The 22771-nt window shown below is 53.4% G+C and carries 19 protein-coding genes and 1 pseudogene; 16 read left to right on the top strand and 4 right to left on the bottom strand.

Features of this window, described 5'->3' with window-relative positions; all coding sequences use genetic code 11:
• Nucleotides 1-10 precede the first annotated feature (10 nt).
• Together tilS and mdh are read left to right on the top strand one after the other, a co-directional pair.
• Nucleotides 11-1339, top strand: coding sequence for a tRNA lysidine(34) synthetase TilS (tilS, locus tag JT719_RS20895; protein WP_207435702.1), 1329 nt, complete (start codon nucleotides 11-13; stop codon nucleotides 1337-1339).
• Nucleotides 1340-1652: 313 nt separating this feature from the next.
• A complete protein-coding gene (gene mdh / locus JT719_RS20890) occupies nucleotides 1653-2591 on the top strand; it encodes a malate dehydrogenase (RefSeq protein WP_207435701.1) in 939 nt (312 codons plus the stop codon).
• Between the two features lie 727 nt (nucleotides 2592-3318).
• Here the strand turns inward: mdh and JT719_RS20885 are convergent.
• On the bottom strand, nucleotides 3319-4608 hold the full coding sequence (locus JT719_RS20885; RefSeq protein WP_207435700.1) for an amidohydrolase family protein: 1290 nt from the start codon (nucleotides 4606-4608) through the stop codon (nucleotides 3319-3321).
• A 240-nt stretch (nucleotides 4609-4848) separates the two neighbouring features.
• Here JT719_RS20885 and JT719_RS20880 point away from each other — a divergent pair, with 240 nt between their 5' ends.
• From JT719_RS20880 to JT719_RS20870, 3 genes are read left to right on the top strand one after another with little or no spacing between them, the layout of a single operon-like run.
• Nucleotides 4849-5280, top strand: a complete 432-nt coding sequence (locus tag JT719_RS20880; protein ID WP_207435699.1) for an NfeD family protein — start codon at nucleotides 4849-4851, stop codon at nucleotides 5278-5280.
• Nucleotides 5281-5290: 10 nt separating this feature from the next.
• Nucleotides 5291-6157, top strand: a complete 867-nt coding sequence (locus JT719_RS20875) for a hypothetical protein (RefSeq protein ID WP_207435698.1) — start codon at nucleotides 5291-5293, stop codon at nucleotides 6155-6157.
• Between the two features lie 19 nt (nucleotides 6158-6176).
• A complete protein-coding gene (locus JT719_RS20870) occupies nucleotides 6177-7124 on the top strand; it encodes an SPFH domain-containing protein (protein ID WP_207435697.1) in 948 nt (315 codons plus the stop codon).
• A gap of 491 nt (nucleotides 7125-7615) precedes the next feature.
• On the opposite strand, the gene JT719_RS20865 is transcribed toward JT719_RS20870, so the two are convergent.
• The 3 genes from JT719_RS20865 to mutL all read right to left on the bottom strand — a co-directional run bounded on the left by JT719_RS20865 (nucleotide 7616) and on the right by mutL (nucleotide 11379).
• Nucleotides 7616-8533, bottom strand: a complete 918-nt coding sequence (locus tag JT719_RS20865) for a rhomboid family intramembrane serine protease (RefSeq protein WP_207435696.1) — start codon at nucleotides 8531-8533, stop codon at nucleotides 7616-7618.
• A 3-nt stretch (nucleotides 8534-8536) separates the two neighbouring features.
• On the bottom strand, nucleotides 8537-9313 hold the full coding sequence (locus JT719_RS20860; RefSeq protein ID WP_207435695.1) for a rhomboid family intramembrane serine protease: 777 nt from the start codon (nucleotides 9311-9313) through the stop codon (nucleotides 8537-8539).
• Between the two features lie 203 nt (nucleotides 9314-9516).
• Complete coding sequence (gene mutL / locus JT719_RS20855; RefSeq protein WP_207435694.1) at nucleotides 9517-11379, bottom strand: DNA mismatch repair endonuclease MutL; 1863 nt, start codon at nucleotides 11377-11379, stop codon at nucleotides 9517-9519.
• Between the two features lie 376 nt (nucleotides 11380-11755).
• Here mutL and JT719_RS25675 point away from each other — a divergent pair.
• From JT719_RS25675 to JT719_RS20805, 11 genes and pseudogenes are all read left to right on the top strand, one after another.
• A pseudogene (locus JT719_RS25675) lies at nucleotides 11756-12829 on the top strand (glycoside hydrolase family 3 protein); the annotation flags it as partial.
• A 6-nt stretch (nucleotides 12830-12835) separates the two neighbouring features.
• Complete coding sequence (locus JT719_RS25670) at nucleotides 12836-14710, top strand: serine hydrolase domain-containing protein (protein ID WP_423227983.1); 1875 nt, start codon at nucleotides 12836-12838, stop codon at nucleotides 14708-14710.
• 23 nt (nucleotides 14711-14733) lie between these two features.
• Complete coding sequence (gene bshA, locus JT719_RS20845; RefSeq protein WP_207435692.1) at nucleotides 14734-15870, top strand: N-acetyl-alpha-D-glucosaminyl L-malate synthase BshA; 1137 nt, start codon at nucleotides 14734-14736, stop codon at nucleotides 15868-15870.
• Nucleotides 15871-15956: 86 nt separating this feature from the next.
• Complete coding sequence (locus JT719_RS20840; RefSeq protein ID WP_207435691.1) at nucleotides 15957-16145, top strand: hypothetical protein; 189 nt, start codon at nucleotides 15957-15959, stop codon at nucleotides 16143-16145.
• Nucleotides 16142-16525 carry a type II toxin-antitoxin system death-on-curing family toxin gene (locus JT719_RS20835; RefSeq protein WP_207435690.1) on the top strand — a complete coding sequence of 128 codons (384 nt, stop codon included), beginning with the start codon at nucleotides 16142-16144 and terminating at the stop codon, nucleotides 16523-16525. The genes JT719_RS20840 and JT719_RS20835 overlap by 4 nt, the downstream gene beginning before the upstream one ends.
• A gap of 112 nt (nucleotides 16526-16637) precedes the next feature.
• Complete coding sequence (locus tag JT719_RS20830) at nucleotides 16638-17210, top strand: NUDIX domain-containing protein (protein WP_207435689.1); 573 nt, start codon at nucleotides 16638-16640, stop codon at nucleotides 17208-17210.
• Nucleotides 17211-17420: 210 nt separating this feature from the next.
• Nucleotides 17421-18155, top strand: coding sequence for a lysophospholipid acyltransferase family protein (locus tag JT719_RS20825; RefSeq protein WP_341350788.1), 735 nt, complete (start codon nucleotides 17421-17423; stop codon nucleotides 18153-18155).
• Entirely contained in the window at nucleotides 18103-18390 is a 288-nt protein-coding gene (gene gatC, locus JT719_RS20820; protein ID WP_207435688.1) for an Asp-tRNA(Asn)/Glu-tRNA(Gln) amidotransferase subunit GatC, read from the top strand. The genes JT719_RS20825 and gatC overlap by 53 nt, the downstream gene beginning before the upstream one ends.
• Nucleotides 18391-18396: 6 nt before the next feature.
• Nucleotides 18397-21447, top strand: coding sequence for a tetratricopeptide repeat protein (locus tag JT719_RS20815; RefSeq protein WP_207435687.1), 3051 nt, complete (start codon nucleotides 18397-18399; stop codon nucleotides 21445-21447).
• A 10-nt stretch (nucleotides 21448-21457) separates the two neighbouring features.
• Complete coding sequence (locus tag JT719_RS20810) at nucleotides 21458-22192, top strand: ABC transporter ATP-binding protein (protein WP_242693391.1); 735 nt, start codon at nucleotides 21458-21460, stop codon at nucleotides 22190-22192.
• On the top strand, nucleotides 22189-22740 hold the full coding sequence (locus JT719_RS20805; RefSeq protein ID WP_207435686.1) for a cob(I)yrinic acid a,c-diamide adenosyltransferase: 552 nt from the start codon (nucleotides 22189-22191) through the stop codon (nucleotides 22738-22740). Before JT719_RS20810 ends, JT719_RS20805 begins: the two co-directional genes overlap by 4 nt.
• The last annotated feature ends 31 nt before the right edge of the window (nucleotides 22741-22771 follow it).

The raw sequence follows: 22771 nt of genomic DNA, 5'->3' as shown, positions 1-22771 counted from the left end.
TCCTTCACCGATGCTCCAGAAAGTTTTACAATATATAAATGCCCACCAGTTAGCCACCTCTGACACCAGAATCCTGGCCGCCGTAAGCGGAGGCCTTGACTCTGTAGTGTTGGCCGATGTCCTGCACCGCCTCAAACTGCCATTTGCGGTACTGCACTGCAACTTTGGGCTGCGCGGCGAGGAATCTGATGCCGATGAGCTCTTTGTGCGCAAACTGGCCAAGCAGTATGATGCCCCGTTCTACAGTGAGCAGTTCCAGACCCAGGCCTTCGCCGAGCAGGAAGGCATTTCCATCCAGATGGCGGCCCGCACCCTGCGCTACCAGTGGTTTGAGCAGATGCGCCAGCAACTGGGCTACGACGTCATCGCCACGGCTCATCATCAGTCCGATGCGCTGGAAACCGTGCTCCTGAACCTGGTGCGCGGCACCGGTTTGGCCGGACTTCACGGAATTCTGCCCAAAAACGGAAACCTCATCCGCCCGCTCCTCAGCCTCACCAAAGATGACCTGTACGACTGGCTAGTAGCTAAACGCCTGGCGTGGCGGGAAGATTCCAGCAACGAGAGCCGCAAATACAACCGCAACCTGGTACGCCACGAGGTAATTCCGGTGCTCAAGCAGCTCAACCCCAACCTGGAAGAGACCTTCACCCAGACCCTGGAACGCCTGCAAGGCGCCGAGGCCGTGTTTCTGGCCTCTTTTCAGGAACTGAAGGCCAAAACGCAACGTGAGGAGAACGGCGCCACGCACCTTTCTATTGCTCCGCTGCAGGCCAGCCCCGCCCCGGTGGTTTTGCTTCACGAACTGCTAAAACCGTTCCATTTCTCCTATGTGCAGGCGCAGGAAATTGCCGCCGCCTGGGAGGGCATCCCGGGTAAGACGTTCGCCTCCCCTACCCACCTGCTGGTGAAAGACCGCGAGGACCTGGTCATCACGCCTAAGCCATTGGAGAAATTTGGCAGTGTGCTGGTACCAGAAGACGCCACCGAAATCCGATTTGGGCCTTATCTGGCGAAAATAGCCCGGAAACCCGCCGAGGGCTACAAAGTGCCCCGCTCCAAAGACACCGCCGCCCTGGATGCCGCCCTGCTCAAGCTTCCGCTTAAATTAAGACCCTGGAAGGAAGGCGACTGGTTTATCCCGCTGGGCATGAACGGCAAGAAAAAAGTGAGCGACCTGCTCATTGACAAAAAGGTACCCGCCAACCTGAAGCCCGACGTTTGGGTGCTGGTGTCAGATGCTTCGCTTACCTGGGTCATTGGGCAGCAATTGGACAACCGCTTCAAGGTAACCGAGAATACGCAGGAAGTAGTGGAGATCACCGTAACCAGGGCGTGATTGATGATTGATGATTGTTGTTAATCAGTTAGGGTCTTCAAGTTAAGCGGCTTCGGGGAGATTTTGGAGAAAAGCTGTTTTACCGCTGTTTTCAGGAAAACAGGCCTGAAACAACAATCAGCAATCAGCAATCATCAATGAGCAATCATCAATGAGCAATCAACAATGAACCATCGACAATCAGCAATGAACAATTAGTCCTTGGAAATCAACAATTAATCAGATAATGAGGAAATAATTTTCAGGTGACGCCCTTTTTTCTAATTTCACCACGTAGTCTAGTAGTATATCCGTCTAACCAAACCTAAAAAGAATGAAAGTAACCGTAGTTGGAGCCGGTAATGTAGGCGCCACGTGTGCCGACGTTTTAGCGTACCGCGAAATCGCCAATGAAGTAGTGTTAGTAGATATCAAAGAAGGCTTCGCCGAAGGCAAGGCATTGGATATCTGGCAGAAATCGCCTATCAATTTATATGACACCCGCACCGTGGGCGTCACCAATGATTACACGCGTACCGCCAATTCAGACGTGGTGGTGATTACTTCAGGCTTGCCCCGCAAACCCGGCATGACGCGCGACGACCTGATCAGCACCAACGCCGGTATTGTTCGTTCCGTAACCGAGAACGTGATCAAGCACTCGCCCGAGGCCATCATCATTGTGGTTTCCAACCCGCTGGACGTGATGACTTACCAGGCGCACCTCACCTCTAAACTGCCCCGCACCAAGGTGATGGGCATGGCCGGTATTCTGGATACCGCCCGCTACCGCGCGTTCCTGGCCGAAGAGCTCAACGTTTCTCCAAAAGATATCCAGGCAGTGCTCATGGGCGGCCACGGCGACACCATGGTGCCGCTTCCGCGCTACACCACCGTAGGCGGTATTCCGGTAACCGAACTGATTGACCCTGCCAAACTAGACGCCATTGTAGACCGCACCAAAAACGGTGGCGGCGAGCTGGTGAAACTGATGGGCACTTCGGCCTGGTATGCCCCAGGCTCCGCCGCGGCGCAAATGGTGGAAGCCATTGTGCGTGACCAGAAACGCGTGTTCCCGGTTTGTATTAAACTGGAAGGCGAGTACGGCATTGATGGTACGTACCTGGGCGTTCCGGTAGTGCTGGGCAAAAACGGCATTGAGAAAGTGATTGAACTGCAACTGAACGAAGACGAGATGGCTTTGTTGAGAGCCTCTGAAAAAGCCGTCCGTGAGGTGATGGACGTGCTGGACAACATGCCTACCGAAGCGTAAGCTGTTACTTCCATTGTTTGACAAAGAAGCCCGGCCAATTGACCGGGCTTCTTTGTTTTTAACCCAATTTCCTAAATAAGGGAATGATTTCCCTCGCTCGCCTCCGGCGAGTGTGAGGTATCGGGCGGCGTCCCGCCGCTTTGCAGTTATAATTTTCTAGGACATACTGCCGCAGCTTCTTTAAGCATTATTACCAAGCAACTAAAAATCGCGCAATGCCGAAGATCGGGTTAGTTACCGGTACATAGTGGTTCCGAATATCACCCATAGCGGCGGGACGCCGCCCCATACCTCACACTCGCCGGAGGCGAGCGAGGGAAAAGTGAGAAAGTCAGAACCCGCTGAAAGGCGAAAGACAGTTGGCATGACGGCCCATGTTAGTTGTTTAGGGCTCGTTTCACAATAAAAAGACAAAACGCCCTTTATCGCCCCCCTTTAGACATGGAGGTAATTCCGGGCCATACAGTGCGCATAAAGTCTAAAGACTCACTATTAGACTCTATCCTTACCCTTATTGTCATCCTAGAAAGATCTTGCGGGCTAACGAGAAAGACATTATAGCGAAAGTATTACCGCCTAACACAACTCTCTCGCTCGCCTCTGGCGAGTGTGAGTAATCAGGCGGCGTCTCGCCGCTTTGCTTATCAACTGCGCATCACATCCGCACAGTGACCACAGGCCGCGAGAAACCGCACACTCGCCGGAGGCGAGCGTGGAATTACCAGGGCTACTGCTTGTACACCTTCCCGTCTTTCATCACGAAAGACACATTTTGCAACAGTTTGATGTCCTGTAATGGATCTCCGCTAACCGCCACCAGATCAGCAAACTTGCCTTTTTCTACGGTACCTAGTTTCTCGGTCATGCCCAGCAAATCAGCGGCGTAAACGGTGGCGGCTTTGATGGCTTCCATGGCGGGCATACCGGCTTCTACCATATACTCAAATTCCTTGGCGTTCTTGCCGTGCATGAACACGCCGGCATCGGTTCCGAAGGCGATTTTCACCCCTTTTTTGTAGGCTTTGCCAAAAGTACCCTGCAACTGCGGCCCAATGGCCAATGCTTTGGGAGTCACTAATGGAGGATAGTAACCTGCAATCTTAGCGGAGTCTGCCACAGATTTACCGGCGGTAATGGTAGGCACGTACCAGGTTCCGTTCTTCTTTATCAGGGCCATGGTTTCCTCATCCATGAGCGTGCCGTGCTCAATGGAGGTTACACCGGCCCTCACTGCCCGCTTCATGCCCTCGGCGCCGTGTGCGTGCACCGCCACCTTCATGCCCAGATCTTTGGCCGTCTGCACAATGGCCCTGATTTCTTCCTCGGTAAACTGCGGGGCAGATCCGTCTTTGGCCACGCTCAGTACGCCGCCGGTGGAAGCGATCTTGATTAAATCTGCTCCGTTTTTATATTGGTGCCGAACGGCTTTCCGGCACTCATCGGGGCCATTGGCTACACCTTGCGCCGGCCCTGGGTCACCCTGCAGATCTTCCCGGTAGCCATTGGTGGGGTCCATGTGGCCACCGGTGGCCGAGATGGCCTTGCCTACCACAAACATGCGGGGTCCTTTCACCAGGCCCTGGTTAATGGCGTTGCGCAACTGCACATTGATACCGCTGCCGCCCAGATCACGCACGGTGGTGAAGCCGGCCATCAAAGTGCGCTCCGCGTAGTTCACCGACCGGAACGCTACTGTGCCCTGGTTTAAGGAAATCTCCTCGGCATACTGGTTGGGGCTGGTCTCGCTTTCAAAATGCACATGCATGTCCATGAAGCCGGGCAGCACGGTTTGGTTTTTCAGATCAATGACCCTGGCACCGGCCGCGGGCGCAGTATAGCCTTTCTCTACGCCTACAATCTGGTTTCCTTCCACCACTACCGTCATCTCGGTCTGGGGCTGGTTCCGGAGGCCGTCAATCAACCTGCCGCAATGCAGGTAGGTTCTTTGCGCCGCTGCCTGAAAGCTAGAGAGAGCCATCAGCGTCACCGCCGCTGCTGCGTAAAGGTGTTTCTTCATAAAGGGTGGATTATGTCTGGAGTTTTCGGATGTCCAAAATAGCGAAATTCCGGAGGATGCGGACAGAAAAAACCAGCGTGCTTCAGAGAGTTTCAAGGCACCTGTTTTCGGGCCTATTTCCGGTAAATACCTGTAAAACAGTTCGGTCTTCCTGTTATATTTTCCCAGTGCAAACGACTAATGCAATAAAGAGCAAATTTCTCTTAAAATGAGTATATTAATCCAGTAATCAAAAGAATTATGGAGCTGGCATTCTGGTGGTTTTGGCTTATAGCAGGCATTCTGTTACTGGTGGCAGAGATGGTGACGGGCACGTTTTACCTGCTCTGGCTGGGCATCTCGGCTATGGTAGCGGCCTCGCTTGCGTACTTCTTCCCCGACAACTACTGGTTGCCGCCGCTGGCCGCCAGCATCTCGGGCTTTCTGTTGATTCTTCTGACCAAACCGTTGGCTGCCCGCGCCCGCCAGGTGAAAGGGTACACCGACCCGGTCCTACAACTCACGAACAAACAAGGCGAGGTACTGGAACCCATCTCTTCTACCCGGCTGGGCATTGTGCGCGTGGGTACCGAGGTATGGTCGGCGAGTGCCCAGGAAGACCTGGCCCCGGGACAACGGGTGTTGGTCATCAATCAGAGCAGCACGGTACTGCAAGTAGTGCCAATTAAATAATCCCCCATACATGAAGCATTTATTCCCTTTCATTGCCCTCCTGTTGTTAGGTCACACTTTGTTTGGCCAGAGTAAAGCCATTGGAAAAAAAGATGATGAAGTCTTGCAGGAAGGGCTTCGGCTATACCGGTCAGAACTTACCTCCTGGTACGGCACCGATCTTTTCATGGAACGGCTCCAAGACAAAGCCCCTTTGCTGGGCGGCTACCTTTCTTACCAGGAGGGCAACCAAATGAAATGCGTCTTCTTCACCAAAGATCAAAAACCTTCGGCCTTGGTCGTAATTACGTTTGACAGCACGTTCAACTTGCAGAAAGTCCAAATAGAAGATCAACAGCGCCCTTTGACCAGCCTGGAGGAGGATCTGATAACCATCAGGCAAACGGCCCTGGCTAGAATCAACGCAGATACGCTATTCAGGAACTACAATAACGCCAGCCTGAACCTTGTACCTCTTATAGATAAAAGCAGCAAGAAAGTCTATGTACTTACCGGACCTAAGATACACGGCGTTGTCCTTTTCGGGAACGATTACCTGCTCACCTTTGACAAGGATAACAAGATACGTTCGGTGAAGAAACTTCACCAGAACCTCATTCCAGTCCAGTCTGCGGCAGACAGCAAAGAGCTTGGGAAACAAATTGTCACCACCATGCACTCGCATCTGCCTGAGTCTGGTGACCATATCACCGCCACAGATATCTGCACCCTGCTCTTGTACCAGAAATTCACCACCTGGAAACAGCACCTTGTCCTTACCCCCAACAACGTCTCTATCTGGGATTGCAGCGCAAGCAAGCTTGTCACCATGTCCAAGGAAGCCTGGGAAAAGATGAGCAACCAGGAGAAACTATTAAGTCCTCCAGAAACAAACTAACTCTATATAACCTACACCTATGACTACCTCTCTCATTATTCTGGCCGCCGTTGTTGTGCTCATGGCGCTATCCATCCGCATTATTCCGCAGCAGCGGGTGGGCGTGGTAGAGCGTCTGGGTAAATTCCAACGCCTCATGCATCCCGGGCTGAACCTGTTCATTCCTATTGTGGACCGGGTGCGCACCTACCATGACCTGCGCATCCAGCAGACCAGCGTGCCGCCGCAGAGCGTGATCACGCGCGACAACGTGCAGGTGCTCATTGACACCATTGTGTTCTACCAGGTGGTGGGGCCAGAGCAGGCCACCTACGGCATCTCAGACTACGTGCTGGGGGTGCGCAACATCACCACGGCCACCATGCGCCAGATCATAGGCAACCTGGAGCTGGACGAAACCCTCTCGGGGCGCGAGCGGATCTCCGCCGAGATCAGAACTGCGCTGGACGAAGCCACCGAGAAGTGGGGCGTGCGCATTGAACGGGTGGAAGTCATCGATATCAAACCACCGGTGGATATCCAGGAAGCCATGGACAAGCAAATGAAAGCCGAGCGGAACCGTAGGGCTACTATCCTGGAAGCCGAAGCCGCCAAACAGGACATGATTCTGCGCTCTGAAGGCGATAAAACCAGCAAGATCCTCCGGGCTGAAGGGGAACGCGCCGCCCGCGAGCTGGAAGCCCTGGGCCAGGCCAAAGCCATCACCGAGATTGCCGAGGCCGAGAAAGCCCGTATCCGTTTGCTCATTGAAGCCGGCCTGGACGAGCGGGTGCTCACCTACAAATCCTTCGAGGCGCTGCAGCAAATAGCCATGGGCCCCGCCAACAAGATCTTCCTGCCTACTTCGGCGGTGGAAACCTTAGGAAACATAGGCGCCATTGGCGATATGCTCAAGAATAGCCGAGACAAAGTTGATTCTGGGCTGATTTCCAGAAAACCCGCCCAAAACGGAGACAAGGTTTCCTAAAAAGAAAGCACATAAAAAGAACGCCTCGCAGCAATCGTCTGCGAGGCGTTCTTTTTTAGATTAAATCTTCAACGTTGATACAAGCTCTCAGAAGGGAAATCCAGTTCATGCATTCGGTTCCTCTTGGAAGGGGGTAGAGAGATGACAAGGCTGTTTTAAAAACCGTTTTCTGTGTTATTAAACAGATACTATGGCGCGGAAGTTACTTCCGTGACTTACAGTCAATTTAAAAGTCACGGAAGTAACTTCCGCGCCATAGCAGGTATCTACAAGGGATTAGCCTACGAACGACTGGAAATGGAATGATCAGAAAGAGTAATCATCCTTCTACCCCCTTCCAAGGGAGACAGAATGCATAGCTCCATTTGTTTAAGCGTCAGCAGGAACCATCTAATGCATTCCCTGTAAAATCAAGCTACCTGTTTTAGGCCCCGTTTCAGGAAAACACCCCAAAAACAAATTATTAAAAACCAGCAACTACCACCTAACCTCTACTTCTGGCTCGCTTTAAAGAGTTTCTGCTTCTCTTCTTTGGTCAGGCTTTCATACCCAGACACCGATATTTTATCCAGAATGGCATCTATCTCCAGCTGAGAAGGAGTACTGCCGGTAGAAGACACTCCGCTCATAGGCGCAGAAGAGCCGCCGGAGAACGGCCGGTTCGGGTTTTTATACGCCACTTTCAGTCTGGAGCGGCGCTGGAACATGCCTCTAAAAAGCCCTAGTACCGCTTGCACCGGTCTTCCCCAGTCTGAGCCGCGCTGCAACTGACGGATATAGAAAAAACCCAGGATAGCCCCGCCTAAATGGGCAATGTTTCCGCCCGCGTTTCCGCCGGTTGCCCCGGAAATAGAGAGCAGCACCATCACCAGGGCAATGTACTTGATCTTTACCGGGCCAATCAGAATCAGGTTGAAGGTGTAATTGGGCAACAAGGTGGCAGCGGCTACCATAATGGCAATCACACTACCAGAGGCGCCCATCATAAAAGACCCCTCGGCTCTTAGCTGCAGGTACGGGATCGTGTTGAAGCTTACCAGGTACACCAGGCCACCGGCCAGACCACCCAGAATATACAGGTTCACTAAACGTTTATCGCCCAGGTACTCCCTAATCAGCATCCCAAACCAGTACAGGTTGAGCATGTTGAACAGGATATGGAAGAACTCCAGGTGCGTGAAGAAGTAGGTGATGAGGGTCCAGGGCCGGAAGATGAAAAGATCCAGGTTAGAGGGAAGACTCAGGAACGTCATCAGGTACGAGAACATACCGCCTGAGCCGCTCAGGGTCATAATGGTTCTAAGGATGATCAGAACCGCAAACACCACCACATTGATGAAAATGAGCTGGTGCAGGGCATTGTTTCCTCTGCTGAACGCTGAACGGATATCGTCAAAAATACTAGTCATGGTTTAGTAAAAGTTGTTGCGTTGGCGCTCCCATAATCTCAGCAAGATATACGCAAAAAGCATCCCGCCCAAATGCGCAAAATGGGCTACGTTGTCTCCCGGCGCCCGGTTCAGTCCTGAGTACAATTCAAACGCGCCGTACATAAATACAAAGTACTTGGCCTTGATGGGGATTGGGAAAAACAGCAGCATAAGCTCGGTGTTAGGGAAAAGCATCCCAAACGCCATCAGAATCCCGAACACTGCGCCGGAGGCCCCCAACATAGCCCCGTTGAGTACCCGTTGGTTCAACTCCTGGGCATACGCCTTGGTCTCGGCAATAATGGCCGGATTGTCTGGGTTCAACTGAAACTGCCGCAGAAACGCCGTATTGTTGGCTGCGGAGCCGTGCACCTCCAGAATATCCCTGAACACAAACGGATCTGGGTTCTGCATATAGGCAGCCACCAACTCCTGCATCTGGGTAATCTCATAAGAGCGTACCCCCAGATACAGCAAACTGGCGCCAAAGCCGGTGATCAGGTAAAAAATGAGGAAGCGCTTCTCTCCCCAGTACCGCTCCAGCAGCGGACCAAAGATAAACAAACTGAACATGTTACTGAACAGGTGCATAACGCTCCCGTGCATAAACATGTGGGTGACAAACTGATGCGGCCGAAACAGGTCTGACCGGACATCATGCAGGGCAAAAAGCTCAGTGGGGAACAGCCTATCGCTCAAGAAGTACATGACTACGTTGAGGATAATCAGGTTCCGCACCATGGGCGTGATGGGTGGCATAGAATAGCGTTATGTATATACGAGTTAAGAGACCAAAGCAACCGGGCGTTGCTGACGCACCCAATCGCTTCCTCTCCCAAACAGGCCGTGAATGTAAAGGTTCTGCTCCAAACTGTACGGAGGAAAGCCTACAATTGGTACCCTTCTCCCATTAATTTGCCTGTCTACCGTAGTTTTCCAGCGCTTTTCTTAAGCCAACCTCCTTAATTTCTCAGAAACAGATCCTGTAATTGCTCGGTTTGCAGAATCACCAGGGTTTTCTGTCCGCCGGGCGTATAATTTGGCACCTGGCAGGCAAATAACCGGTCTACCAGGGCATTCATCTCCTGGTCGCTCAGGCGGCCGGTGAGGCGCGAGGCCACCCGCCTGGCCATGGCGCGGGCCAGGTTCTCCTGCCGGTCTACCTTTAACGACGAGAGGTTGTTTTTATATTGCTCCAGCAGCCCCTCTATCAGTTCCCGTTCATCGCGCAGCGGAATCTCCGCGGGAATCCCGTTCACTACCAAGGTGTTGTTCCCGAAATCATTGAACACAAAGCCCAGCGCGCTGAACTCTTCGGCCAGCTCCATCACCAACGAGAAATCGGCGGGCGAAAGCTGCAGGGCCTGCGGGAAGAGCAACTGCTGCGAGGCCCCGGTGCGTTTTCCCAAAGCCTGGCTGTATTTCTCGTACAGAATCCTTTCCTGGGCTGCTTGCTGATCTACCACCATCAACCCAGATTTCACCTGTACCATCAGGTATTTCTGGTGCACCTGCAACGCTTTGGAACCACCAGTGGCGCTGGTGGCCGCGGCGGCAATGGATTCCTCCTCTGGGAAAAGACTGCTTTCCGTGGAAGGATCGTTGGTTTCTTCCGTTACCGGGAAATAACCCCGGTGCTCTTTGAAGACCTCGGCGTACCGACCGCTCCGCTCCGAGCCTGAGGCCCGGCTGGGGAAGGTAGTGGTGTGGGGTTCTTTAGTCGGTGTTCTGGGTGCCTGCGCCGGAGCCGCTTCAAAGTCCATGGACGCCGGAAGTTTCATGGGTTGCAGCGGAATGTAGTTCACATCGGCCCCAAAATCTAAAGACGGCGCGATGTTGTGCAAACCCAGGCTCTGTTTCACGGCCGCCCGCACAATGGCATACACGGTTTTCTCGTCCTCAAACTTGATCTCGGTCTTGGTGGGGTGCACGTTGATGTCTATCGTTTCCGGCGCGATTTCCAGAAACAAGACATAAAACGGGAAGCAGTCTTTGGGCAGCAAGCCTTCATAGGCCGTGAGCACCGCGTGGTTCAGGTACTGGCTTTTGATGTAGCGGTTGTTCACAAAGAAGAACTGCTCGCCGCGGGTTTTCTTCGCGAACTCAGGTTTGCCGATGTAGCCGCGCACGGTCAGGAAGGGGGTGGTTTCCTCACAGGAAGCGAGTTGTTCCTTGTAGTCCCGCCCGAACATGCTCACGATGCGCTGGCTCAGCTTGCCGGCAGGCAGGTTGAGCACCTCCACCTCATTCTGGTACAGGGCAAAAGAAATCTCGGGGTTAGCCAGGGCCACTCGCTGAAACTCATCCAGAACGTGGCGCATCTCTACCGGGTTGGTCTTGAGGAAATTGCGGCGGGCAGGCACGTTAAAGAAAAGGTTCTTCACGCTTACCACCGTTCCCTCGGCCATAGCCACGGGTTCCTGTTTGATCACCTCGTTGCCTTCAATGGTGAGGCAGGTGCCCAGTTCCTGACCATGGGCGCGGGTTTTCAGCTCTACCTGAGCCACGGCCGCAATAGAGGCCATGGCCTCGCCGCGGAACCCCATGGTCCGGATGCGGAACAGATCTTCGGTGGTTTTGATCTTGGAGGTGGCGTGGCGCTCAAAGCACATGCGGGCATCGGTCTCTGTCATGCCCACGCCGTCATCCACCACCTGAATCAACTGTTTGCCAGCATCTTTGATGATCAACTGAATACTGGTGCTGCGCGCGTCTACGCTATTTTCCAACAACTCCTTTACCACCGAGGCCGGGCGCTGCACCACCTCGCCCGCGGCGATCTGGTTGGCCAAGTGCTCGGGTAACAAACGGATAATATCTGCCATACAAACTTCCCTGCGTAGTATAATTTAGCTTCTGCCCTTTTGTGTTCAACGGAGAAACCACCCGGTCTCACCTATTTTTACGGCGCAAAAGCATTTTTTTCAGTAATATTACCAGCTTAAACAGCGGGCTTACCTCCCTCGTCTTCTGTTTATTGTCTCATTTATCCTGGCTGCTTTGGGGCGCTATTCGCCCTAAAATGCACAAACAGGCTAGAAGACAAGAATCTGGGGGAGTAGCGTTGAACAATTCTGGTTTTTAAGCCGTTTGCAAAAAACGCGCTTAAAACAGTTCAAAGCTTCTTCAGCCGCCGGCTAGTTTTGCTCTGCGAAATTAGCCCTATGAAACAGTTATTCAAATTAAATTACGCGTTGCGAAATGCTAAAGCGATATAGCCTGGGGCTGCTGACGGTAGTAATGGGCACCTGGTGGTTCTTATCGGGCTTTGGGCCCAAGGGCCGGGGCAACATTTCCGTTCAGGAGCAGCGCTGGGTAGACAGTGTTTATCAGTCTCTTACCCCAGATCAGCGCCTCGGGCAGCTGTTCATGGTGGCCGCCTACTCCAACAAACCGCAGAGCCACATCAGGGAAGTAGAAAACCTGATCACCCAGTACGGTATTGGGGGAGTGATGTTCATGCAGGGCGGGCCCGTGCGCCAGGCCAAGCTCACCAACCGGTACCAGAGCCTCGCCAAAGTGCCCTTGCTGGTGGCCATTGACGCCGAGTGGGGCCTGGATATGCGCCTGGACAGCAGCATGCACTTTGCCAAGCAGATGACTTTGGGAGCCCTGCCCGATGACCGCTACGTGTACCTCATGGGCCGCGAGATTGCCTTGAAGCTGAAGCGTTTGGGCATTCACGTGAATTTCTCCCCGGTAGTAGACGTCAACAGCAACCCCAACAATCCGGTTATCGGGAACCGTTCTTTCGGGGAGAGCAAAGAGCAGGTGACTGCGCGCAGCATTGCCTACATCAAAGGCTTGCAGGATCACGGCATCATTGCGGTAGCCAAACATTTCCCCGGCCACGGCGACACCGATGCCGATTCACACCTCTCCTTACCGGTTCTTTCGCATGACATGGCCCGCCTTACCGAGGTGGAGTTGTATCCCTTCAAACGCTCTTTTGATGCCGGCGTAATGGGCGTGATGGTAGCGCACCTGCACGTACCCAAGCTGGATTCCATCGCGAACCGCGCGGCTACCTTATCGCCCTACCTGGTGCGTGACCTGCTCAAAGGCCAGATGCAGTACGATGGTCTGGTGTTCACCGATGCCTTGAACATGAAGGGCGTAACCCGCTACCACAAGCCCGGTGAGGTAGATGCGTTGGCCCTGAAGGCTGGGAACGATGTGTTGCTGTTCTCTGAAGACGTGCCCAAAGCTATCGCCAACATCAAACAGGCCATCGCAGATAGCACCATCAGCCAGCAGGAAGTGGAACTGCGCGTGCGTAAGATGCTTCACGCCAAGTACTGGGCGGGTTTGAGCAACTACAAACCCATTGAGCTGGAAAACCTGTCAGAGGATTTGAGCCGACCCGTTAGCCACGTTTTACAGCAGCAGTTGTATGAACAAGCGGCCACGGTAGTAGCCAATAAAAACGACTTGCTGCCCTTCAGAGCGTTGGATACGGTCCAGTTTGCGTCCGTTTCTGTAGGCGCTGACTTGAACAACGCTTTTACCCAGACTTTAGAGAAATACGCTCCTTTCAAGAAGTTTGCCGTGACCAGCCGGTTTGCGGCAGATACGGTGTATGCGGCCATTAAGCGTGACCTGGCGGGAGCCGATGTAGTGGTAATCTCCCTGCATAAACTCAACAACAACCCCAACAGCAACTACAACTTATCTGGCACCGCTCTGGAGTTTATCCGGGACATCCAGCGCGATCCTACCAAGAAAGTAGTGGTGGTGGTAATGGGCAACGCATACAGCCTCAAGAACTTTGAGGCCAGTGACTGGTTGGTGTGCGGCTACGAAGACAATGAGACCTCGCGTAAGGTAATCCCGCAGGTGCTGTTTGGGGCGCTGCCGGCCAACGGCCGATTGCCCGTGACCGCCTCGCCCAAGTTCAAAGCCGGAACCGGAGTCTCCACGCCGTCCCTCAACCGCCTGAAATACTCGGTACCAGAGAGCGTAGGCATGAACTCCCACATTCTGAAGCAGATTGACAACATCGCCACCGAAGCCATTGCCTACGCCGCCACTCCCGGTTGCCAGGTGTTGGTGGTGAAAGACGGCACTGTGGTGATGGAGAAGGCTTACGGCTATTACACCTATGAACGTACCCAGCCGGTCACCGAGAAAACCATCTATGACCTGGCTTCCATCACCAAAGTGGCCGCTACCCTGCAGGCGGTGATGTTCCTGAAAGACCAGGGCCGGCTGAAACTGGACGAGAAATTGGTCACCTACTTACCAGAGTTAAAGGGCTCCAACAAAGCCAATCTGCTGGTGCGCGATGTGCTGCTGCACCAGGCCGGTTTGGCCTCTTACATCCCGTTCTGGAAACAGACCTTTGTTGAAGGCAAGCCAGACCACATGTATTATGACAGTTTGCCTTCTGACACCTACCCCAACCTGGTAGTGCCGGGGGTATATGCCAACAAGAAGCTGGAAGACCTGGTCTGGAAATGGGTAGTAAAGTCTGATCTGGTAGGCAAACGCAATTCTGCCGGTAAGTTTGAGTACCGCTACTCAGATCTGGGTTTGCACATCATGAAACGCATTACTGAGCGGCTGCTGAACCAATCTCTCCCCGATTTCCTGGAACAGAACTTCTACGCACCGCTGGGCACCTCCACCCTCACGTTCAACCCGCTAAACAAATTCCTGAAAGAGCAGATTGCCCCTACTGCCCCCGGTTCTGACTTCAAGGCCGGCACTCCGGTGCAAGGCACCGTGCATGACGCCAACGCCGCCATGCTGGGCGGCAAAGCCGGGCATGCCGGTTTGTTTTCCAACGCCAATGACCTGGCCATTCTCATGCAAATGGATCTCCAGAACGGGAACTACGGCGGGCAGCAGTTCTTCAAATCTCCCATTGTAACGGAGTTTTCCCAAAACGGGGCCCAAAACAGCCGCCGCGGGCTGGGCTGGGACAAGCCAGATCCTGCCGGAAACGGCCCAACCTCAGACTTAGCTCCGTTGAACACCTTTGGCCACACCGGCTTTACCGGCACCGGTGCCTGGATAGACCCAGAGAACAACCTGATCTATATTTTCCTGTCTAACCGCGTTTACCCTACCTCTGAGAACGATAAGCTACTCAAATACAACATCCGCACCCGGATTCATGACGTAGTATATCAATCGTTAGAGCCGAAACCGTAACTTCGCGGCAAACAATTACGCGCATGAAGATTGGAATTGTATGCTACCCTACATTTGGCGGTAGTGGTGTGGTGGCCACAGAACTGGGCAAAGCCCTGGCGCAAAAAGGACATAAGGTGCATTTTATCACCTACAGCCAACCCGCCCGTCTGGACCACTTCAATGAGAACCTGTTTTACCACGAAGTAAATATCCCTAATTACCCGCTGTTCCAGTATCCGCCCTATGAGTTGGCATTGGCCAGCAAGATGGTAGACATTGTACAGTTTGAGCACCTGGATGTGCTGCACGTGCACTACGCCATCCCCCACGCATCGGCGGCGTTCATGGCCAAGCAGATTCTGGCTACCAAAGGCATCCACATCCCGGTAATTACCACGCTGCACGGCACAGATATCACCCTGGTAGGCAAAGACGCCTCCTATGAGCCGGTGGTGACCTTCAGCATTAACCAGTCAGATGCGGTGACCTCGGTGTCTGAGGACCTGAAGCGCGAAACCTACGAGTATTTCCCCATTGAGAAGGAGATTGTGGTCATTCCTAACTTCATCAACCTGGAGCGGTTCAAGAAACAGCGGAAAGAACACTTCAAATCGGCCATCGCGCCGTTTGGCGAGAAACTGCTGGTGCACACCTCCAACTTCAGGGGCGTGAAACGCATTGGTGACGTGATCAAGATCTTTTCCAAGGTGCGGGAGAAAGTTCCGTCCAAGCTGCTGCTGGTAGGCGATGGCCCTGAGCGGCCCAAAATGGAGAACCTGTGCCGCAAGCTGGGCATCTGCCAGGACGTGCGTTTCCTGGGCAAGCTGGAAGCCGTGGAAGAACTGCTCTCCGTAGCCGATGTCTTTCTGATGCCCTCTGAGAAAGAGAGTTTCGGGTTGGCGGCGCTGGAAGCCATGGCCTGCGAGGTGCCGGTCATTTCCTCAGATGCCGGTGGTCTGCCCGAACTGAACGTGCACGGCGTCACCGGTTTCGTGAGCAAAGTGGGCGATGTGAAAGACATGGTGAAGAACACGCTCTTCCTCCTGCAAGACGACCAACTACCCAAATTCAAAGAAAACGCGCTGGCCCGCGCCCAGGAGTTTGAGATCAGCAAGATTGTGCCTCTGTACGAGCAGGTGTACCAGCAAGCCGCTGAGGCCGTTCGGTCGCATGTGTAATCTGGCGGAGCTTACTTCTTCATATGCGTTTTAAGCCTATTTTGGCGAAAACGCGCTATAAACCCAGAAACAAAAGGAATTGCCCTATGACGGCGAAAGAATTGAAAGACGAGATCCAGAAGGCACTGGATACGGTTCCGGAAGACCGCCTGGAAGACGTGTTGGCTTACGTGCGTGAAGTACAGAGAAAAAGTCAGCCAGAGTTCGGGAATTCAGAGCATCTGGAAAAGATTCTCTCCGAGGATAAAGAGCTCCTGAAGAAGCTGGCACAATGATTCCATTAAACAAGGTGGAGCAAATCCATAACTTGCTCATTGAGCAGTTCGGGGGCGCTAAAGGGATTAGAGACTATGGGGCACTGGATGCAGCTTTGAACCGCCCTTTCGCTACGTTTGACCAGCAGGAGCTTTACTCCTCCCCTGTTGAGAAAGCCTCGGCCATCATGGAAAGCATCCTGGTGAACCACCCTTTCATAGACGGGAACAAACGTACCGGTTACGTGCTCATGCGGCTTATTCTGTTACAGGCCGGGTTGGACATTGTAGCCTCTCAGGATGAGAAGTATGCTTTTGTGATTTCCATTGCCACCGGACAAGTTTCCTTTGATGAAATCAGGCAGTGGCTAGAAGAAAAAACAAAACGCGTTTCTCCTTAGTCTATAATCAAATTTAGAAATAAGTATTTACATCCTGATTTGAGGCTACTTTTAAGAAAACAACCATAAAACATTTTATAACATCAACTACCGTAGCAAAACGCCACAGCCCATGCCATTTGATAAACCACAGCACTCAGAAGAAAACCCCTGGAAAACCTTAGATTCAAAGCCTATTTATGACAACCCCTGGATCAGCGTGCGCGAGGAGCAGGTGATCAATCCGGGCGGGGGCCGGGGCATCTACGGCGTGGTTTCCATGAAGAACTTAGCCATCGGGATCATTCCCATTGATGAGGAAGGCAACACCTGGCTGGTGGGCCAGTACCGCTACACCGTAAATGAATATTCCTGGGAGATTCCCATGGGCGGCGGCCCCATCGGGATTGATCCGCTGGAGTCTGCCAAGCGCGAGCTGAAGGAGGAAACCGGTTTCACCGCCGAGCAGTGGACCAACATCGGGCGCATCCATACCTCCAACTCCGTGACCGATGAGGAAGGCTTCATTTTCCTGGCCGAGGACCTGACCGCCGGCGAGACCGAGTTTGAGGAAACCGAGGACCTGAAAATCTGGAAACTGCCTTTGCACGAGGCTGTGCGCATGGCCATGGACAGCGAGATCACCGATGCCATCAGCGTGGCCGGTCTGCTCAAAGCCGAGAAGATTCTTTTAACCCGTTTTTAACCCATCGTCCTAAATAAACAACGTTTCTGGCACTAAGTCAGGGAGAAGCGCGTTTGCCGTGTTAAGTTAGTTTCTGGTAAAACAGGACAAAAACGGCTTACCCACGCGTTGGTGTGGCGCTTTTCTTATTAATTAGTAATTTTGGGAAAGATGATCAGGCTAAATGGAATCGGCAAAAAGGTTTACTCGGTATGGTGCACCACCATGTTTGTGCTACCTTTTCTAACTTCTTACCCGCTTTTCAGGGTATTGATTGCCAAACCTACCCGACTGAAGCACGCGCATACGCTGAACCGTTTGTGGTCTAAGTTTCAGCTACGCATGTACCTGATGCCGGTGACCGTGAAGGGGGTAGAGCAGATTGACCCAAACCAGCGCTACGTGTTTGCGCCCAACCACAGCTCGTACATTGACATTCCCATGATTCTGGCGGCCGTGCCGGGCTTCCTGAACTTTGTGGGCAAAAAGTCATTGACCAAAGTGCCGCTGTGGGGCAAGATCTATGATGCGCTGTACATCTCGGTGGACCGCGACAGCCCCATCAGCAGCGCCAAAGCGTACATTGCCAGCAAACAAAGCCTGGATGCGGGCCGCAGCGTGGTGATTTTCCCCGAAGGGAAGATCTCGCCAGACTCGGGGCGCACCTTGCTGCCGTTCAAAGACGGGCCGTTTAAACTGGCCATTGAGAAACAGGTGCCGCTGGTTCCCATTACCATGCCGTACAACCACCTGTTCCTGCCCGATGTGAAAGGCAAGCTTATTATCCGGTACCATCCTCTGGAAATGATCATCCACCAACCCATCCCTACGGCGGGGATGACCCTGAAGGATCTGGAGACGTTGAAGCAACAGACCTTCCACATTATTAACGAGACTTTACAACAGAAGAACCATGAGCACCAACATAGAAACCTTACGGCAGCTGGCGCACTTAGCCCGGCTTGAGTTTGACGAGACCAAAGAGCAGGAGATGCTCAAAGACCTGAACAACATTCTGGATTGGGTAGACCAACTGCGCCAGCTGGATACCCAGAACGTGGAGCCTCTCATCCATATCTCTGAGGAACTGAACGTAATGCGCGAAGACGTGGCCCAGAACACCGTTCGGCACGAGGATGCCCTGCGTCTGGCTCCGTGCAAAGACTCAGACTATTTCCGGGTACCTAAAGTTCTGGAGTAAGCGGGAATGAAGCTTTTCCCGTTCTGGCCATCGGTAAACCCTGGCCGCAAATTTCTCTATCTACTCTTAACGGCGCTGGTGATTGGCGCTATGGCATTAGGCTTTTACGGCTTCTCCAACGGGCAACAACTGGTGTTCCCGCTGGAGAGACAAGCCGAGCTTTTCCCCGCCGAAGCGCATTTAAGTCCTTCCTCTCCCCTGCTCACCCCAATGCGGGTGGAAGTAAACACCTACCTGGTATCTGAACGGTACACCATTGGGGACATGCAGTTGCCACTGTGGGCCACCTGGACCTACTTTGCCGGACTGGCCGTAGCCATGGCCTTTTTCTGGACCCTGGCCAGTACCCTCAAACGGATTCCGTATTACGTGGCGGTGTCTTTGGGCATGCTCTGGCTGGCCACCTTCAACCTAGATCTGCTGGGCATTTTCTCTCCTACCAGCCGCGTTTTACTGGGTATCTCTCTGGGCGTGCTGGGCGGCGTGAGTTTCCTGCTGCAGGCGTTCTGGACCAGACTGTCGTTTTTGGCTCGTTTTCTGATTTTCGGCTTACTTGTAGGGTTGCTGAGTTGGGCTTTGTTCCACTTTTCTCCGCTACCGGCGCCGCTTACCGCTTTGCACGTGGTCAATCACAGTACCCTTGCCAGCTTTGTGGCAGCGGTTCTGTTCATGGTGGTGGTAGGCTATGAGAACATCCACGGGTTGCTGTGGTTCAACACACAGGCGCAGCAGCCGCAGCGCAGGTTTGGGTTGCCCCAGTTCGTGCTCATCAGTGTCCTTTATTTAGGAAATCTGCTGCTGCTGTACCTGCGTCAGATTGGCACCATCCAGACCGATTTTGCGGGGTTGGATGCGCTTTTGGTCTTTCTCTGTTCTGCGTTGGTGGGCTTATGGGGCTTGAAACAGCGGCAGGTACACTATACCCGTTACTTCCAGTTTGAGACCGAAGCAGTTCCCATGTACCTGCTGTTTGCGTTTCTGACGTTTCTGAACCTGAGTTATGCCTTCCTGATGGCCAATGACCCTATGGTGCAGGCGTACCGCAGCTCCATTATCTTAACGCACCTTTCTTATGGCACGGCGTTTCTGCTGTATGTGCTGGTCAACTTCGGGCCGCTGATCAAACAGAAACTGCGGGTGTTCAAAGTGGTCTATGATCCGCGCAAACTGGCCTTTTTCACCGTGTATCTCATGGGTACCACGCTGGCCGTGATTTTGCTGTTCCGCAGCAATTATGCGCCTTATATGCAGCAGCAGGCCGGTTTCTACAACTACTTAGGCGATTTGTATCGTCAAACCGAAGACAGCCCGCTTCTGGCCGAGCAGTTCTACAACGAGGCCAGCCTGCAAACCCGCAACAACCAACGCTCCAGCCTTTCTTTAGCCGATATGTACCGCCAGGGCGGCAGCCGAACGCTGGAGATGATCCGTTTGGAGGAGGCACTGGAACGAAAGCCCTCGCCCGAAGCGTACCTGCGCCTGGAAAGCCTGTTCACCGCTTCGTCTGACCTGTTTGACCACCTGAAAGTGCTGCAGGAAGGCGTGAAAAAGTACCCTACCAACGCCGCGCTCCTGAACAACCTGGGTTTGCTGTACGGTACCACCGCTTTCAATGACTCCGCGGCCTTCTACCTGGACGCTGCCCTGGAGCAGAGCCAGGAAAAGGAAGTGATCCAGGCAAACCAATTGGCGTTTCTGGCCAGTCACAACTTCCCGCAGCAAGCCAAGGAGTTTTCCCAGAAATACGCCGCGGGTACCTACAACTCCTTGCTAGCAAACCGCATGGCAATTTCCCTGGCTTTGGGAGCACCAAAGCCACAGAACTTAGCGGCTCTGCCGCAGGACAGTACTTTGAGTACCCAAGCCTTCGCTGATTTCTACAACCGCCAACTGTTCCCGTCAGACAGAAAAGACACGACCATTTTCAACCGCCTGAACGTGCTGCTCCGGCAGGAAGTAAACCAGCCGTATCTGGATGACCTGAACCTGATCAAGGCGCTTCTGCTCCACCAGGGATCTGCTACCACCTCTCCCAATCCGGTTCTGGCGAAGAGCACCCTGGAGTTCCTGGCCAACAGCAGCGAGGGAACCGGCGGGTATTACTTTGACATTCTGGGCCAGTGGATGCTTCAGGCGAGGCTTTATCCCTTGGCAGCCGATTACTTCCAGAAGGCCCGTCAGGCGGGGTACCGCGATGCGCACCTTCATGCGGTAATAGCCTCGGCTTTGGCCGGAAACTTCCAGCAGGCTACCCAGATTGCCTTAGGCGAGACGAACTACCCTGAGCCTTGGCAGAAAAAGGCCGCTACGCAACTGGCATTTGCCATGCAGATGTCACCGGAGCAGGCGGTCACGGCCCCAGATTCGCTGAAAGTGCAATTCCTGCAATTAAAGGCGGCCACGTTGCCCGTTGCCCAGATGGAGAGCGTAGCCAATACCATCACCACGCCTGCGCTGGCCCCGGTGGCCGCCTTGCCTTTGGTAGAACGCTATATCAAGGAAGGGAACATCACCACGGCTTCTAACCTGTTGCGCATCCATTTTCCGGCCAGTTTCCCGAAAAACAGCCTGAAATCGCAGGCCAACGTGCTGCAGGCCGAACTGTGGTGGCAAACGGAGCAGTTCCAGGAACTAAGCGCCCAACTGCCAAAACTCTATTTCACGCCGCAGGATGCCGGCTCCAAGCTTTATTACCAGGCCCTGCTGGCCGAGCGTAATAAAAACCCCAAAGCCGCGACTAATCTTTTCAACCAACTGCTGCAGCGGGCGCCGTGGTTTGAGAAAGGCCAATTGGCGGCGGCTACCTTCTTCGTGAACCAGAAGCAGCCCATGCGGGCCTATGATTTGCTATTGGAAGGAATCAGCTACAATCCAACCTCGGTGGTGCTGCGGAAAACCTACATAAAGGTAGCCCTCAACCAAGGCTTACGTGATTACGCACTGCAAGGCCTGGAGCAGTTGGAGCCCTTGGTAAGTCCTCAGGAATACCTTACTTTTAGAAGTGAAATAGAGACCCAACTGCAAGCCAGTGAGACACGGTTGCAGGGCTGGGAATAACCGAAGCCGTATGAGCACCATCATCAAAACCGAGAATATCTCCAAGATTTACCAGATGGGGACAGAAACCATCCACGCCCTGCGGTCTATTTCCATCGAAATCAAGAAAGGCGAGTACGTGGCGTTCATGGGTCCGTCGGGCTCCGGTAAATCCACGCTCATGAACATTGTGGGCTGCCTGGATACGCCTACCGCAGGCACGTACATTCTCAACGGCAATGATGTGAGCAACATGGCAGACAACGAGCTGGCCACGGTGCGTAACAAGGAGATTGGCTTCGTGTTCCAGACCTTTAACCTGTTGCCCCGCTCCTCTTCCCTGGAGAACGTAGCCTTGCCGCTCATTTACGCCGGTTATGGTAAAGCTCAGCGCGAAGAACGCGCGATGGAAGCATTGAACAGCGTGGGCCTGGGTTCCAGAGCCAAACACAAACCAAATGAACTCTCGGGTGGTCAGCGCCAGCGCGTGGCCATTGCCCGGGCCCTGGTGAACGATCCCAGCATTATCCTGGCCGATGAGCCTACGGGTAACCTGGATACCAAGACCTCCTATGAGATCATGGGCTTGTTTGAGAACCTGCATTCCAAAGGCAACACCATCATTATGGTAACCCACGAAGACGACATCGCCCATTACGCCCATCGCATTGTGCGCCTGCGCGACGGCCTGATTGAGTCTGACGAAATCAACCACAACATCACGGTTCCGGCCCTGCAGGCCGCCACTTTGAACTCCCCTGAATGAAGATCTACACCAAAACCGGCGATAAAGGCGAAACGTCCTTGATTGGCGGCACCCGCGTGAAAAAATCGCACCTGCGCATAGAAGCCTACGGCACCGTAGACGAGTTGAACTCTTTTATTGGCGTGGTGCGCGACCAGGAAGTAAACCAAAACCGCCAGCAGATTTTCTCCGAGATCCAGGACCGTTTGTTTACCATCGGCTCTACCCTGGCCACTGACCCGGACAAAGAAGGAAAAGTAAAAACCCCGGACCTGCACGACTCAGACATTAAACTGCTGGAAGAACAGATGGATTTACTGGATGAAAAGCTGCCCCCTTTGCGCAATTTCATCTTGCCGGGCGGGCATCCCTCGGTTTCATTCTGCCATGTGGCCCGTACCGTGTGCCGCCGGGCCGAAAGATTGGCCATTGCGCTGCAGGAAGAGTCGCACGTAGATGACCTGGTGGTGAAGTACTTAAACCGACTCTCAGATTTTCTCTTCGTTTTGAGCCGCGCCAACAGTTTTGAATTAGGAGTAAAAGAAATAACTTGGAAGCCTCGGATCTGAGGCTTTTTTTATTCAGAATCTCCGGATTTTC

It is taken from the genome of Sabulibacter ruber (genome assembly GCF_017355955.1).
Lineage (GTDB): Bacteria > Bacteroidota > Bacteroidia > Cytophagales > Hymenobacteraceae > Nibribacter > Nibribacter ruber_A.
The sequence above is the reverse complement of the archived record's forward strand: the minus strand, read 5'-3'. Positions and strand labels throughout refer to the sequence as shown.